The 14,903-nt window shown below is 59.9% G+C and carries 15 protein-coding genes and 1 tRNA gene; 5 read left to right on the forward strand and 11 right to left on the reverse strand.

From position 1 onward, the window contains the following. Positions 1–114: 114 nt before the first annotated feature. From PSAKL28_RS20185 to PSAKL28_RS20200, 4 genes are all read left to right on the forward strand, one after another. Positions 115–1,473: a glutamine synthetase family protein gene (locus tag PSAKL28_RS20185; protein WP_038613835.1), complete on the forward strand. Its 1,359-nt coding sequence runs from the start codon at positions 115–117 to the stop codon at positions 1,471–1,473. 49 nt (positions 1,474–1,522) lie between these two features. Beyond that, complete coding sequence (locus tag PSAKL28_RS20190) at positions 1,523–2,611, forward strand: polyamine ABC transporter substrate-binding protein (RefSeq protein ID WP_038613837.1); 1,089 nt, start codon at positions 1,523–1,525, stop codon at positions 2,609–2,611. 14 nt (positions 2,612–2,625) lie between these two features. Next, positions 2,626–3,921, forward strand: a complete 1,296-nt coding sequence (locus PSAKL28_RS20195) for an NAD(P)/FAD-dependent oxidoreductase (RefSeq protein WP_038613839.1) — start codon at positions 2,626–2,628, stop codon at positions 3,919–3,921. A gap of 107 nt (positions 3,922–4,028) precedes the next feature. After that, complete coding sequence (locus PSAKL28_RS20200; RefSeq protein WP_038613842.1) at positions 4,029–4,424, forward strand: hypothetical protein; 396 nt, start codon at positions 4,029–4,031, stop codon at positions 4,422–4,424. Between the two features lie 115 nt (positions 4,425–4,539). Here the strand turns inward: PSAKL28_RS20200 and PSAKL28_RS20205 are convergent, their stop codons facing one another. Beyond that, positions 4,540–5,226, reverse strand: a complete 687-nt coding sequence (locus PSAKL28_RS20205; protein WP_038613844.1) for a peptidoglycan DD-metalloendopeptidase family protein — start codon at positions 5,224–5,226, stop codon at positions 4,540–4,542. A 276-nt stretch (positions 5,227–5,502) separates the two neighbouring features. Here PSAKL28_RS20205 and PSAKL28_RS20210 point away from each other — a divergent pair, with 276 nt between their 5' ends. Further along, on the forward strand, positions 5,503–7,716 hold the full coding sequence (locus PSAKL28_RS20210) for a TonB-dependent receptor (RefSeq protein WP_038613846.1): 2,214 nt from the start codon (positions 5,503–5,505) through the stop codon (positions 7,714–7,716). 136 nt (positions 7,717–7,852) lie between these two features. Here PSAKL28_RS20210 and PSAKL28_RS20215 read toward each other — a convergent pair. The 10 genes from PSAKL28_RS20215 to ybgC form a co-directional block, all read right to left on the reverse strand. Further along, positions 7,853–7,928: transfer RNA gene (locus PSAKL28_RS20215), tRNA-Lys, on the reverse strand. A gap of 61 nt (positions 7,929–7,989) precedes the next feature. After that, complete coding sequence (gene queC, locus PSAKL28_RS20220) at positions 7,990–8,664, reverse strand: 7-cyano-7-deazaguanine synthase QueC (RefSeq protein WP_038613848.1); 675 nt, start codon at positions 8,662–8,664, stop codon at positions 7,990–7,992. Positions 8,665–8,679: 15 nt separating this feature from the next. Continuing rightward, positions 8,680–9,327: a 7-carboxy-7-deazaguanine synthase QueE gene (gene queE, locus PSAKL28_RS20225; RefSeq protein WP_038613850.1), complete on the reverse strand. Its 648-nt coding sequence runs from the start codon at positions 9,325–9,327 to the stop codon at positions 8,680–8,682. A gap of 159 nt (positions 9,328–9,486) precedes the next feature. Further along, entirely contained in the window at positions 9,487–10,302 is an 816-nt protein-coding gene (gene ybgF / locus PSAKL28_RS20230) for a tol-pal system protein YbgF (protein ID WP_038613853.1), read from the reverse strand. Between the two features lie 6 nt (positions 10,303–10,308). Beyond that, a complete protein-coding gene (gene pal, locus PSAKL28_RS20235; RefSeq protein ID WP_028943075.1) occupies positions 10,309–10,806 on the reverse strand; it encodes a peptidoglycan-associated lipoprotein Pal in 498 nt (165 codons plus the stop codon). Positions 10,807–10,858: 52 nt separating this feature from the next. Then, the gene (tolB, locus tag PSAKL28_RS20240) at positions 10,859–12,109 is read right to left on the reverse strand and encodes a Tol-Pal system beta propeller repeat protein TolB (RefSeq protein WP_051939498.1); all 1,251 of its coding nucleotides are present in this window, start codon (positions 12,107–12,109) and stop codon (positions 10,859–10,861) included. A 47-nt stretch (positions 12,110–12,156) separates the two neighbouring features. Next, on the reverse strand, positions 12,157–13,233 hold the full coding sequence (gene tolA / locus PSAKL28_RS20245; RefSeq protein WP_038613857.1) for a cell envelope integrity protein TolA: 1,077 nt from the start codon (positions 13,231–13,233) through the stop codon (positions 12,157–12,159). Beyond that, complete coding sequence (tolR, locus tag PSAKL28_RS20250; RefSeq protein WP_028943072.1) at positions 13,233–13,685, reverse strand: protein TolR; 453 nt, start codon at positions 13,683–13,685, stop codon at positions 13,233–13,235. The genes tolA and tolR overlap by 1 nt, the downstream gene beginning before the upstream one ends. A 14-nt stretch (positions 13,686–13,699) precedes the next feature. Then, positions 13,700–14,395: a protein TolQ gene (gene tolQ, locus PSAKL28_RS20255; protein WP_038613859.1), complete on the reverse strand. Its 696-nt coding sequence runs from the start codon at positions 14,393–14,395 to the stop codon at positions 13,700–13,702. 2 nt (positions 14,396–14,397) lie between these two features. Beyond that, a complete protein-coding gene (ybgC, locus tag PSAKL28_RS20260) occupies positions 14,398–14,853 on the reverse strand; it encodes a tol-pal system-associated acyl-CoA thioesterase (RefSeq protein ID WP_051939500.1) in 456 nt (151 codons plus the stop codon). Between the last annotated feature and the right edge of the window lie 50 nt (positions 14,854–14,903).

A 14,903-nucleotide genomic window follows, 5' to 3' on the forward strand; every position in this document is an offset into this window, starting at 1 on the left:
TGTTCAAGGCTCACCCAAGATAGACCTCAACGCGCTGCAGGGGAAGTCGTCCAGACGGCATACCGGCCTTGATCGCTGGTCCTGGCGCGGAATAAAACCAATAACGAGGTCTTTATGAATGCCCCTTTCGATCAGCTGTCTGCGTGGCTGAAAGAACACAAGATTACCGAAGTCGAGTGCGTGGTCAGTGACCTGACCGGGATCGCCCGCGGCAAAATCGCACCCACCAACAAGTTCCTGCATGAGCGAGGCATGCGCCTGCCGGAAAGTGTGTTGTTGCAAACGGTAACCGGGGATTTCGTCGACGACGACATCTACTACGACCTGCTTGACCCGGCCGACATCGACATGGTCTGCCGCCCGGACTCAGCCGCGGTATACGTGGTGCCATGGGCCATCGAGCCGACCGCCATCGTCATCCACGACACCTTCGACAAGCAGGGCAACCCGATCGAACTGTCGCCGCGCAACGTCCTGAAAAAAGTACTCAAGCTGTACGCCGACAAGGGCTGGCAGCCGATCGTCGCGCCCGAGATGGAGTTCTATCTTACGCAGCGCTGCGAAGACCCCGACTTGCCGCTGCAGGCGCCACTGGGCCGTTCGGGCCGCGCCGAAAGCGGTCGCCAGTCGTTCTCCATCGATGCCGCCAACGAATTCGACCCGCTGTTCGAAGACGTCTACGACTGGTGCGAAGCCCAGGGCCTGGACCTCGACACACTGATCCACGAAGACGGCCCGGCGCAGATGGAGATCAACTTCCGTCACGGCGACGCTCTGGATCTGGCCGACCAGATCACCGTGTTCAAGCGCACCATGCGTGAGGCGGCGCTCAAGCACAATGTCACCGCCACCTTCATGGCCAAGCCGGTGGGCGACGAGCCCGGCAGCGCCATGCACCTGCACCAGAGCGTGATCGACATCGCCACCGGCAAACCGATCTTCGTCAACGAAGACGGGCAGATGAGCGAGCTGTTCCTGCAGCACATCGGCGGCCTGCAGAAGTACATCCCCAAGGTGTTGCCGATGTTCGCCCCCAACGTCAACTCGTTCCGCCGCTTCCTGCCCGATACTTCGGCACCGGTGAACGTCGAGTGGGGTGAAGAGAACCGCACCGTGGGCCTGCGTGTGCCGACCTCGAGCCCCGACGCCATGCGTGTGGAAAACCGCCTGCCGGGCGCCGACGCCAACCCTTACCTGGCGATTGCCGCGAGCCTGCTGTGCGGCTACCTGGGCATGGTCGAGAAGATCAACCCCAGCGCTCCGGTGCAGGGCCGCGCCTATGAGCGGCGCAACCTGCGCCTGCCGATCACCATCGAAGACGCCCTGGCCAACATGGAAGACTGCCCGAGTGTCGAGCAACACCTGGGCAGCAAGTTCGTGCGTGGCTATGTCGCGGTCAAGCGCGCCGAACATGAAAACTTCAAGCGCGTGATCAGTTCGTGGGAGCGGGAGTTCTTGCTGCTCAGCGTCTGAGCCGTGCCGGGTACCAAACGTCGATAAAACAATTCCAAGAGGTGTCGATATGCGTTCATTGAAAACAGTTGCAAGTGCGACCCTGGCGCTGCTGGTCAGCGCCACAGCCCAGGCCCAGCCCAGCGTCAGCGTGTACAACTGGACCGACTATATCGGTGAAACCACCCTGGCGGATTTCCAGGGCAGCACCGGTATCAAGGTCATCTATGACGTGTTCGACTCCAACGAAACCCTGGAAGGCAAGTTGCTGGCCGGTCGCACCGGTTACGACGTGGTCGTGCCTTCCAACCACTTTCTCGCGCGCCAGGTCAAAGCCGGCGCGTTCCTGAAACTCGACCGCGAGCAACTGCCGAACTGGAAAAACCTCGACCCGGTACTGCTCAAGGCCCTGGAAGAGAACGACAGCGGCAACCAGCACTCGGTGCCATACCTGTGGGGCACCAATGGCATCGGTTACAACGTCGACAAGGTCAAGCAGGTGCTGGGGGTCGATCACATCGACTCGTGGGCGGTGATGTTCGAACCGGAGAACCTCAAGAAGCTCAGCAAATGCGGCGTCTCCTTCATGGACTCGGCAGATGAACTGTTCCCGGCGGTCCTCAACTACATGGGCATGGACCCGCGCAGCAATAATGTCGAGGACTACAAAAAGGCCGAGGCCAAGCTGCTGAGCCTGCGCCCCTATATCACCTACTTCCATTCCTCCAAGTACGTCTCGGACCTGGCCAACGGTGATATCTGCGTGGCCTTCGGCTACTCCGGCGATGTGTTCCAGGCGGCCAACCGCGCCAAGGAAGCCAACAATGGCGTCAACATCGCCTACGCCATTCCCAAGGAAGGCGCCAACCTGTGGTTCGACCTGCTGGCCATTCCCGCCGACGCCAGCAACCCGAAAGAAGCCTATGCCTTTGTGAACTACCTGCTCGACCCGCAAGTGATCGCCAAGGTCAGCGCCACCGTCGGTTATGCCAACGCCGTTCCACCGTCCCAGCAGTACATGGACGCCGATCTAGTCAAGAACCCCGAGGTGTACCCGCCGCAAGCGGTGCTGGACAAACTGTACGTCTCCAACACCCCGACCCCGCAGATCATGCGGGTGATGACCCGCTCCTGGAGCAAAGTGAAGTCGAATAAATGAACCAGGGAGCCTCTATGAATCCTGCTGCGCAACATGCCAGCTCTTACTACCGGGCATCGGTCGCTGCGATGCCTGAACACCCGGTGCTGAGCGCTGAACTCAGTGCCGACGTGTGTGTGATCGGCGGCGGTTTCACCGGCGTCAACACCGCAATCGAACTGGCCCAGCGCGGCCTCTCGGTAATCCTCCTGGAAGCCCGTCGCATCGGCTGGGGTGCCAGTGGCCGCAACGGCGGCCAGCTGATCCGCGGCATCGGCCATGAGGTCGAAGGCTTTGCCCGTTACGTCGGCCAGGACGGGGTGAAATACCTGCAGCGTGCCGGCATCGAATCGGTCGAAGTGGTGGCCAAGCGCATCAACGAACACAACATCGACTGCGACCTGCGCTGGGGTTTCTGCGAACTGGCCAATACCCCGGCCCAGTTCGCCGCTTTCCGCGCCGAGCAGGACAGCCTGGCAGCCCTGGACTACCGCCATGAAACCCAACTGGTCGGCCCTGAGCGGATGCGCGAAGTGGTCGCCTCCTCGGTTTATGCCGGCGGCTTGATCGACCGTGGCTCGGGCCACCTGCACCCGCTCAACCTGGTGTTGGGCGAGGCGCGCGTGGCAGCCGCCCTCGGCGTACGGATCTTTGAACACAGCCCGGTGCTGGAGATCAACCACGGTGCCACCGTACAAGTGCGCTGTGCCCACGGCAGCGTGCGGGCCGGCAGCCTGGTGCTGGCGTGCAACGCTCACCTGGAAGAGCTCGAACCGCGCCTGAGCGGCAAGGTGCTGCCTGCTGGCAGTTACATCATCACCACCGAGCCTCTGTCGCCAACGCTGGCCAATGAACTGATCCCGCAGAACCTGGCGTTGTGTGACCAGAAAGTCGGCCTGGATTACTACCGGCTCACCGCGGATCGGCGCCTGCTGTTCGGCGGCGCCTGTCATTACTCCGGGCGCGACCCGCTGGACATTGCCGGGTACATGCGGCCGAAGATGCTCAAAGTGTTCCCGCAGTTGGCCGACACCCGCATCGAGTTCCAGTGGGGCGGCAAAATCGGCATCACTGCCAACCGTTTCCCTCAGGTTGGCCGCCTGTCGCAGCACCCCAACGTGTACTACGCCATGGGCTATTCCGGGCATGGCCTGAACGTCACCCACTGGACTGCGCGCCTGCTGGCCGAGGCTATCGATGCCGGCCACAGCCAGGGCATGGATGTGTTCAGCGCCGTGCCGCACATGACCTTCCCCGGCGGCAAGGCCCTGCGCTCGCCGCTGCTGGCCCTGGGCATGATGTGGTACCGGCTGCGCGAGGTGCTGGGCTGAACCTTGCGCACAGTGCCCTACTCCAGGCCCTTGCCAGCGACTCAATTACAGCTACTGTCAGTTAAGTTGCGGTTGCGCTGCGCAACGGGCATTGGAGGGGAGAAACGATGAAAACGGTCAGCAAGCTCTGCTTGTCAGGCACGCTGCTGCTGGTGTTGGCCGGCTGCAGCAGCATCGATGCACGCACTACCGAATACGTCGGGGTTGCCCACGCGGCCCCCACCAACGCCGCCAATGTCGAGGTGCTGCGCCGCGAACCGCTGCGCCCGCATTCACGACTGGGTGAGATCCTGGTGGATGCCAGCGTCGAGCCGGCACCGCCGATCAGCGATGTCGAACAGAAGCTGCGTGACGAAGCCGCCAAGATTGGTGGCGATGCCGTGGTGGTGGTCTACGACCGAATCCAGCCGCAATCGGCCTATGTCAGCGGACCGCTGTGGGACCGTGACATCCACACGGTCGAAGGACGCAAACTCAAGGGTATCGTGATCAAGTACCAGTAGGGCGCGGCGGTGGGAGCGGGCTTGCCCCGCGATTGCAGACTGTCAGTTACATCGCATCGCGGGGCAAGCCCGCTCCCACCGTCACTCCCCCCGACTACCAAGGCACACCTTCAGCTCAGCTGGCAGCGGGTAGCACGCTCAGCGGATTTACCGGCTTGCCGTTCTGGCGAATCTCGAAGTACAGCTGCACGCGATCGGCATCCAGGTCTCCCGCTTCGGCGATCTTCTGGCCCTTGCTGACGGTTTGCCCTTCCTTGACCAGCAGCTTGCTGTTGTGGCCGTAAACGCTGGCGTGGGACGTCCCGTGCTGGAGGATGATCAGGTTGCCATAGCCGCGGATATTGGTGGCGAACGCCACCTTGCCGCCGAGGCTGGCGAAAACCGGCTGCCCCGGCGTCGCGGCAATGCGAATGCCCTTGCTGAGTTTATCGGCTGCCGAGTAGCGACCAATCACCGTGCCCTGCAGCGGCCACGCCCAACCGCGCAAGGTGACATTGGTAGCCGGGGCAACAGGCTTGCCCTTGCTGGCGGTTGTGGTCGTGGGGCGCGTCGTGGCTTTCGAGCCACCGAAGCGAATGGTCTGCCCCACATTCACCGCGTAAGGCGCACTGATGCCGTTGTAGCGCGCCAGCTCCTTGAAGCTCCAGCCATGGCGCGAGGCAATCGAATACAAGGTATCGCCGCGCTTTACCTTGTAGCTGCCGGTCATGACTTTGTTGGCGGAGACATGCGGACTGGGGGCGTGGGAACTACACGCCGAAATCGCCAGCATTACGGCGATCAGAACAAACCTCAAAAACACACGACTTCCCTAATCCCGAAGGCACCATTGGAGAGGCGGCCACTATAAATCAGTCTGAGCATTTCCAGTACATTGCCCGCAAGGCCTGACGACCATCTGATGGCCAGATAGATTCAGCCATGCAAACCTCCCCCGCCTCCAGCCCCTCAGCAGCCAGCAACATTTACTTACATTCGAGAGATATGAAAATATTTCTCAAATGCGACAGAGTGCATATACGATTATCAATGATTCTCAATAACAAATAATCTATTGTCTCATTAGGTCGCACTCAACATGGCAGGCTCGCTCTCCTCCACTCGTTCCTCCAGCTCCTTCATCGCTTCAGCCCTTGGCTTAGCCGTTGCGTCTTCAAGCAGTCTCGTGCTCGCCGAGCAATCGCAGCAAAAGCCCCTGCAACTGGACAACATCAACGTTGATGCCAAGCCCGGCAGCCCCTACAAGACCGAGCACTCGGCATCGAGCAAAATCGCCACATCACTGCTTGATACGCCCCAGACCATCACTGTAGTGCCTGCCCAGGTGATTCAGGAGCAGCAAGCCCTGAGCCTTCGCCAAGTGCTGTCCAACGTCTCAGGCATCACCTTCAACGCTGGCGAAGGCGGCGGTGGCTCGGGTGACAGCATCAACATCCGTGGCTTCTCGGCCAACAGCAACATCCAGATTGACGGTTTGCGCGACAGCGCCCAGACCAATCGCACCGACACCTTCAATGTCGAGCAAGTCGAAGTGATCAAAGGGCCGAACTCGGTGTTCGGCGGTGCCGGCACAACCGGCGGCAGCATCAACATCATCAGCAAGCAGCCGCAGGATCGCGCCTTCACCCGCCTGGGTGGCAGTGTCGGTACCGACAATTACTACCGCATGACCCTGGACAGCAACCAGCCTCTGGAGGGCGTGGGTGATAACAGCGCCTTGCGGATCAACCTCATGGGCCACCAGAACGATGTCGCCGGTCGCGAAGAAATTGACCGTGAGCGCTGGGGGGTCGCCCCGTCCCTGCGCCTGGGTTTGAGCGAGTCCACGCGGCTGACGCTGAGTGCGTTCCATCAGGTGGACGACAACCTGCCTGACTATGGCGTACCGGCCCTCGACGGCAAGAAAATGGGTGGTGTCGATCGCGAAGACTATTTCGGCTGGAAAAACCTTGATAAAGAAGAGATCGAGCAAAGCTCCCTCACAGCCAACTTCGAGCACGACTTCAACGATAACCTGCGCCTGCAGAACCTCACCCGCTACAGCCATATCGCCCGTGACACCACGGTGTCCGCCTCGCACGTAAACACCGAGGGTGTCCCACCGGGCCGTTACCGTCCGGCAGGCCCACAGGGCTATGGCCGCGATGCGACCACCGAAATGTGGATCAACCAGACCAACCTGATCAGCAACTTCAATGTGCTGGGCATGCGTCATGACCTGGTCACTGGCGTGGAGGTCTCACGAGAAACCCTGGACCTGAAGACCTACAACCATGGCCTTGGCACTACGTTGTACCCAGGCGAAGGTTACGACTTGAGCAATCCGCCCGGTCACTGGTCTGGCCCGATCAACAAGGCCACCAGCGGCTACACCGAGACTGAACTGACAAACCAGGCGCTCTATGTGTTCGATACCATCGCTCTGCATGAGCAATGGGACCTGAACCTGGGGCTGCGCTATGACAAGTTCAAAGGTGAAGCTCAGGGCTACTCCGCCGCTCATGTCAAAACCTCCGACTTCGAGTCCACCGACGAGAAGCTCAGCGGCCGCGCGGGCCTGGTTTACAAACCGACCGAGAACGGGCGCATCTACGTCGCCTGGGGCAACTCGTTCAACCCCTCCGCCGAAAGCCTGGCCTCCACCGGTGGTGGCCTGACTGCCGCGACCGAAGACCTGGCGCCAGAGAAAAACGAGACCTGGGAACTGGGGACCAAATGGGAGCTGCTGGATAAGCGTCTGGAGCTGGATGCAGCGTTGTTCCGTGTAGAGAAGAGCAACGCCCGCGAAACCATGGCCGACGGTTCGACCCAACTGGCGGGTAAACAGCGCGTGCAAGGTGTGGAAGTGGGCGTGACCGGTCACATCACTGAACAATGGGATGTATTCGCCAACTACACCTTCCTCGACAGCGAAACCCTGGAAGCCGCCGACACCGCCGCTGGCATCGCCCGGGAAGGCCAGGCGCTTGGCAACACGCCACCGCGCTCGTTCAACCTCTGGACCACTTATGAGCTGCCCGCTGGCTGGACCCTTGGCTATGGCGCACGCTACGTCAGCGAGCGCAACGTAACCTCCAGCACCAGCGCCAAGCTTGATGCCTACTGGCTACACAATGCGATGGTGGCCTATCGGGTCAACGACAACCTCGACCTGCAGCTGAACGTCAACAACCTGTTCGACAAAGACTACGTCGAACGTGTGCGCCAGCAGAACGGTACCGATGCACGCTCGTCGGCCATCGAATATGGCGATGCCCGCTCGGCGATCCTCTCGGCTACCTACGCGTTCTAAGGTAAGAGCCGGCTTGCCCTGCGATCGCGGTGTGTCAGTCACACCGCGCTCCAAGGCAAGCCCCGCCACCGGGCTCGACAGGCAAAACGAAAAAGCCCGCGACCTTTACAGGACGCGGGCTTTGACTTACAGCATATGGTGGGTCGTGTAGGATTCGAACCTACGACCAATTGGTTAAAAGCCAACTGCTCTACCAACTGAGCTAACGACCCGTTGGATGGCGCGTATAATACTGATTTCTAACAGGAAATCAACACCCCATCGCAAAATAATTTAAAAATATCGTGTTGGGTCTTCTACACCCGCCGCTTTGAAGCCGTCAGCACGCAGGCGGCAGCTGTCGCATTTACCGCAGGCACGGCCTTCATCGTCAGCCTGGTAGCAGGACACCGTCAGGCTGTAGTCGACGCCGCGGGCCATACCGGCCTGGACGATCTGCGCCTTGCTCAGGTTCTGCAGCGGTGCCTGGATACGGAACCCCTGGCCTTCGACACCAGCCTTGGTGGCCAGGTTGGCCATGCGCTCGAATGCCTCGACAAATTCCGGACGGCAATCCGGATAACCGGAATAGTCCACGGCGTTGACGCCGATGAAAATATCCCGCGCTTCAAGCACCTCGGCCCAACCCAGGGCCAGGGACAGGAACACCGTATTACGCGCCGGGACGTAAGTGACCGGGATCCCCTCGCTCGGAGCCTCAGGCACGTCGATGCTGCTGTCGGTCAGGGCCGAGCCGCCGATGCCGTCCAGGCTCAGGCCGATGACCTTGTGCTCGACCACACCCAGGTCACGGGCGACCCGCGCAGCGGCGTTCAGCTCCGCGCGATGGCGCTGACCATAGTCGAAGCTCATGGTGTAGCACTTGTAACCTTCGGCCTTGGCCATGGCGACCACGGTGGCCGAGTCCAGGCCACCGGAAAGCAGAATTACCGCACGTTTCTCAGTCATTGCATCGCGCTCCTGTCAGCGTCCCGGCTCGTCGTTCCACAGCAGTTTGTGCAACTGCATCTGAAAACGAACCGGCAAATTATCAGCCACAATCCAGTCGGCGAGGTCGGTGGCGCTCACCTGATGGTGGCTCGGCGAGAACAGCACTTCACCTGCGCGTTTTTCCAGGCCGTACTGAATGAGTTTGGACACCGCCCAGTCGTAGTCTTCACGCGAACAGATGACGAACTTGACCTGATCATTGGCGGTCAGCAGCTCGATGTTCTCGTAACGGTTACGATGTGCTTCCTCGGAGCCTGGGGTTTTCAGGTCAACGACCCGGCTGACACGCGGATCCACTCTGGAAATATCCAGGGCGCCACTGGTCTCGAGCGAAACCTCATAGCCCGCGTCACACAGCTGCGTGAGTAAAGGAATGGCATTGGGCTGGGCCAGCGGTTCGCCGCCGGTGACGCAGACATAGCGCGGTTTGAAGCCTGCGACCTGCTCGAGGATCGAATCAAGGGTGCGGACAGTGCCGCCACTGAAGGCGTATTCACTGTCGCAATACTGGCAGCGCAGCGGGCAGCCGGTGAGACGGACAAAAACCGTGGGCAGGCCAGCGGTACGCGTTTCACCCTGCAAAGAGTAAAAAACTTCGGTAATTCGTAATGTGTCTTGCATAGTCGCCACGGGCGTAACAGCTAAACAGGCTGTCCGCCTCCGTCAGGCACCGCTGAAAACCCGTCATCGCGTAGTTCACAGCAGCGTATTTCAATAAAAGGGCAGAGATTCTAACGAAAAAACCCGCGACTAGCGCGGGTTTCTTTCTAAACGGCTGACTCAGAGCTTCTGCAGATCGCGCTGGGCCAGTTGTGCAGCCGAAGTACCCGGGTATTGGGTAATGACTTGCTGCAGAATGCCTTTGACCCGGTCAGTGTGACCCAGGCGGCGCTCTACGTCGGCCAGCTTGTACAGCGAATCCGGCACCTTGTTGTGCTTGGGATACAGCTGGCTGACCTTGGCGAAGGCCTGCCCTGCCGCTTGCAGGTCGCCTTTGGCCAGGTTCACCTCACCCAGCCAGTACTGGGCGTTGCCGGCGTACTGACTGTTGGGGTATTTGCGCAGAAAGGCGTTGAACGCCTGGCTGGCCTTGTCGAAATCCTTGGCTTTGATCAGGTCAAAGGCAGCGTCGTAATAGAGCTTCTCTTTGGCCGGATCGCCAGGTTCGCTACTGGCTGCGGGCGGTTGCGCGGCGGCAGCACCTGCAGCAGCGCCGGCGGCGGCTTCGCCACCCGCTGGAGAATTCTGTGGAGCTTCGGCAGGAGCGCCGGTTCCAATACGCCGATCCAGGTCCTGGTAACGTTCCAGGCTTTCCTGTTTCATGCGCGCAACATCGTTTTGCAGCTCTTCGATGATGCCTTGTTGACGCGACAGCTGATCCTGCATCTGCTGCAGTTGCAGGAACAACTGACCCTGCGCCGAGGCAGGGGCGGTAACCCCTCCCCCGGCGTAGGCGCCGTTCGTACCATAACCCGATGGCGGATAGCTGCTTGCGCCGCTATAGCCAGCGTTGTCATCAACAACAGGAACCTCAGCCCAAGCCACGAGTGGCAGGCTGAGCGCCAGGACGGTTACAGCACGACGGCACATTCGCATATCGAATTACTTACGCAGTTCGACGCGACGGTTCTGAGCCCAGGACTGCTCGTCGTTGCCGGTGGCAACTGGACGCTCTTCGCCGTAGGAAACCAGTTCCAGCTGGGCAGGAGAGACGCCTTGCAGAACCAGGTAGCGTTGAACGGCTTTCGCACGACGCTCGCCCAGAGCCATGTTGTATTCGCGAGTACCACGCTCGTCGGTGTTACCTTCCAGCACGACGCGAGCGCCGTTGCCTTTCAGGTCCTTGGCATGAACGTCCAGAGCGCGCATGGCTTCTGGCTTCAGGTCCGAGCTGTCGTATTCGAAGTAGAAGGTGGTGATTGCGCGCAGAGCTGCTTCTTCGCTCAGGCTGCCGTCAACAGCGCCAGTGTTGGCACCGTAGCCAGCGTTAGGGTCAACAGCGCCTTGACCAGCGTCGTCGCCGCCTTTCGAAGAGCAACCTACAGCTACGGCCATGGCCAGAGCCAGCGCAGCAAACTTACCAAACTTCAGCATTTCCATCGTGAAACTCCTAATGAACCCCAATGTGTTAAGTAAAACGTAAAGCGCCGCGTCAGTTCAGGTAAGGGGACCAGGACGGTTCTCTGACTTCGCCTTGAGCGGTAGGAAGCGGGAGCCTCACGCGTCCGTTGAGAGAGACGAGCATCAAGACTCCCCGGCCCTGCTGGCGGGTGGCGTAGATTAGCATGGTGCCGTTGGGCGCAACAGTAGGAGACTCATCAAGACTTGTTTCAGAGAGAATCTTTACACTACCGCGTTGCAAATCTTGTGCAGCCACCTTGAAGTTGGTGAAACCTTGTTGACGATGAATCATCACCAGGGTCTTTTCATCCGCCGAAAGTTTAGGGTTGGCGTTGTAGTTGCCTACAAAAGTTACACGCTCGGCACCACCACCGGAAACATTGGTTTTATAGATCTGTGGTTTGCCGCCACGGTCGGAAGTGAAATAGATGGTCGAACCATCTTTACCCCAGAACGGTTCGGTGTTGATACCAGGACCCGCAGTAACACGCGACAGCTGGCGCGAGCCCATGTTCATCACGTAGATGTCCGGGTTGCCGTCTTTGGACAGCACGAACGCCAGGCGCGAACCGTCCGGCGACCAGGCCGGAGCACCGTTGAGGCCTTCGAAGTTGGTGATCTGCTCACGACGACCGGTATCGATGTGCTGAACGAAGATGCGCGGACGCTTCTGCTCGAACGACACATAGGCGATACGTTTGCCATCGGGTGCAAAACGCGGCGACAGGATCGGCTCACGCGATTGCAGCAGGGTCACCGCACGCGCGCCGTCGTAGTCCGAACGCTGCAGGGTATAACGCGTGTTATTGGTGGAGAAACGCTCAGCGGTCACGTACAGCATGCGGGTAGAGAACGCACCCTTGATGCCGGTGAGTTTCTCGAACGACTGGTCAGCGATGTAGTGAGACATGTCGCGCAGCTGATCGACACCGCCGGTGACGCTGCCGGTCAGCACTTGCTGTTCGGTGGCGACGTTGAACAGTGCGTACTGCACCTGCAGGCGACCGCCGGCCGGCACAATGCTACCGACCATGACGTACTGGGCGCCCAGAGCTTTCCAGTCACGGAAGATCACTTCACTGGCCTGGCTCGGCTGGCTGATCATGTTCTGCCGCGGGATCGGCGAGTAATAACCGGAGTTGCGCAGGTCATTACCGATAATGTCAGCCATGTCTTCCGGCAGCACGCTACCGCCCTGCAGACCGAAAGGCACGACTGCGATAGGCGTGGCACGGTCGCTGCCGCTGGTGACCAGAATGTTCTTTTCTTCTGCCACGGCCATTCCTGCTGCGCAGCAGAGAACGACCAGCAGTCCTCGAAGAAGTTTAATCACAAGGCTAGATCCTCAGGTGTGAATGTCATCTTGAATGAACGATAGGGATTGAATTCGCTCGGTTTCAAGCCCTGCATCTCGGTTAAACGACCAATGTTCTTGACCGCGGCAACTGCCGAGCTGTCAAACGGACCATCGCCACTGGAGCGCGCTACGCTCACCGAGGTAATGGTGCCATCAGGCAGCATGCCAATCTGCAGAACCACCGTCATGTTCTTGCGCGCAGAAGGTGGACGTGCCCAGCCCTCGGCCGCACGTGCACGGATCAGGTCGTCGAAGTCGCCGGCTACCTGGTCACCCTGCTCGTCTGCCAATGCCTGTTGCCGCTCGGTGGTATCGGACAGAAGCTCGGCCAGGGCCTGGGCTTTCTTGTCTTCCGCCGCCTTGCGGGCTGCATCCTGGGCCTTCTTCTTGGCTGCATCAGCTGCAGCTTTCTTCTTGGCGTCTTCAGCGGCCTTTTTCTTCGCTTCTTCGGCCACGGCTTTCTTCTTGGCATCCTCGGCCGCCTTCTTCTTGGCGTCCTCGGCTGCTTTTTTCTTGGCTTCTTCAGCCGCCACTTTCTTGGCCTCTTCGTCAGCCTTTTTCTTGGCTTCCTCTTCGGCCTTCTTCTTGGCGATATCAGCCTGTTGCTTCTCGGCAGCCTTCTTGGCCTCTTCGGCTTTCTTGGCTTCGGCGGTTTTCTTCGCTTCGTCAGCCTTCTTGGCTTCCTCGGACTTCTTGGCCTCGGCTTCGGCGCGTGCTTCTTCCGCCTTTTGAGCAGCTTCTTCCTTCTTTTGTTCCGCAGCCTTCACTGCTTGCTGCTCGACCTTTTTCTGCTCCATCTGTTCTTCTTCGGTCTGGCGCGAAGCGGTTTTCTTCGCTTCACCCGCAATCTTCTGATTGGTCTGGGTGGTGGCCTGACTTTTCGATTTCAGCTGGTACAGGGTTGCCTGGACAATAGGCTTGGACGGCGGCAACTCCGGGGTCATGGCAAAACTGACGAACAGCATGCCGAACACCAGAACGTGCAGCGCAATGGCCCAGACGCTGGGCCAGAAATAGCTTTCCGAGGCGGATGGCTCTCGCTGTTGCATCAGGGCGCCTCGGTAATCAGGCCAACGTTACCGACACCTGCCTTCTGCAACCCGCCCATGGCACCCATGACCGCGCCGTAGTCGACGGACTTGTCGCCACGGATGAAGACCTGGGTCTGTTTGCCCTGGTCACGTCCGGCGGCGATGATTTTGGTCACGGCGTCGGTCATTTGCGGCAAGGTCATAGCCTTGTCCATCTGCTTTTCGGTGTCGACTTCGCTGCCAAGGTTCCAGAAGTAGGTCTTGTCAGCCTTGATCGAAATGGTCAGGACCTGGACGTTGTTGTCCTGCGGCAAGGCTTCGCTGGAAACCTTGGGCAGATCGACCTTCACGCCCTGGTTGAGCATCGGTGCGGTCACCATGAAAATGACCAGCAGTACCAACATCACGTCGATGTAAGGCACCACGTTCATCTCGGCGACCGGCTTGCGTTTGTGGCGAACTCGGGCCATGGGCTTTTACCTGATCACTCTTCGCTGGTGTGCACTTTACGGTGCAGGATGGCCTGGAACTCGTCGGCGAACGTGTAGTAACGGCCGATCAAGACTTCACTGCGGGCAGCGAAACGGTTGTAGGCAATAACCGCTGGAATCGCGGCAAACAGGCCGATCGCGGTAGCGATCAGGGCCTCGGCGATACCCGGGGCGACGGTAGCCAGGGTTGCCTGCTGGGCGCTGGCCAGGCCGCGGAAGGAGTTCATGATGCCCCACACGGTACCGAACAGACCGATGTACGGGCTGGTGGAGCCGACGGTAGCCAGGAACGGCAGGCTCTGCTCGAGCTTCTCTTCCTCACGGGAGATGGCTACGCGCATCGCCCGGCCAACACCTTCCATGACCGCATCAGGATCAACGCCAGGCTGCTGGCGCAGGCGGGAGAATTCCTTGAAGCCGGCACGGAAAACCTGCTCGACACCCGAGTCCGGGTCCGGGTTGCTGCCCGCCTGGCGGTACAGTTTGGACAGGTCGATTCCCGACCAGAAGCGCTCTTCGAAGCTTTCCAGGGCTCGACGACCGGCGCGCAGCATGGTGCTGCGCTGGAAAATCATGATCCATGACGTTACCGATGCGGCAACCAGAACCAGCATGACCAGCTGTACCACGATGCTGGCATTGCTGACCAGGCTCCACATGGAGGTATGGTCGACGACGTTAGCTTCCACGCTTAATCTCCTGCATTTGAATGAGTACCCGGATCGCCAGCCTCGGCAAAGGCCGTACGTAGCGCTGGGGGAATGGCCCGGGGTTTGAAAGTATCGGCGCGCACACAGGCCACCAGGAACTGCCCTTCGCAGAGCAGCGTTGCATCTTTTTCGCGCCAGACCTGCTGCACGAAGCGCAGACTGGCGCGGTTCAATTCAAGCACTTGCGCGGTAACCCGCAATTCATCGTCCAGTCGCGCTGGCGCGTGATAGCGCGCCTCGCTGGAGTGGACCACAAACAGCAGGTTGTCCTGCGCCAAGGCCGACTGGGCAAAGCCCAGTGCGCGTAACCGCTCGGTGCGGGCACGCTCCATGAATTTCAGGTAATTGACGTAATACACCACGCCGCCCGCATCAGTGTCTTCGTAATAGACCCGACAATGATGTGCGAACGGCTCAAGCCCATTTTGCGCGCGCATACTCTAGTGCTTACTCCTCAGCTTGCCAATCCGCTCCGGCAACTGTTTTT

It is taken from the genome of Pseudomonas alkylphenolica (assembly GCF_000746525.1).
GTDB classification, from domain to species: Bacteria; Pseudomonadota; Gammaproteobacteria; order Pseudomonadales; family Pseudomonadaceae; genus Aquipseudomonas; species Aquipseudomonas alkylphenolica.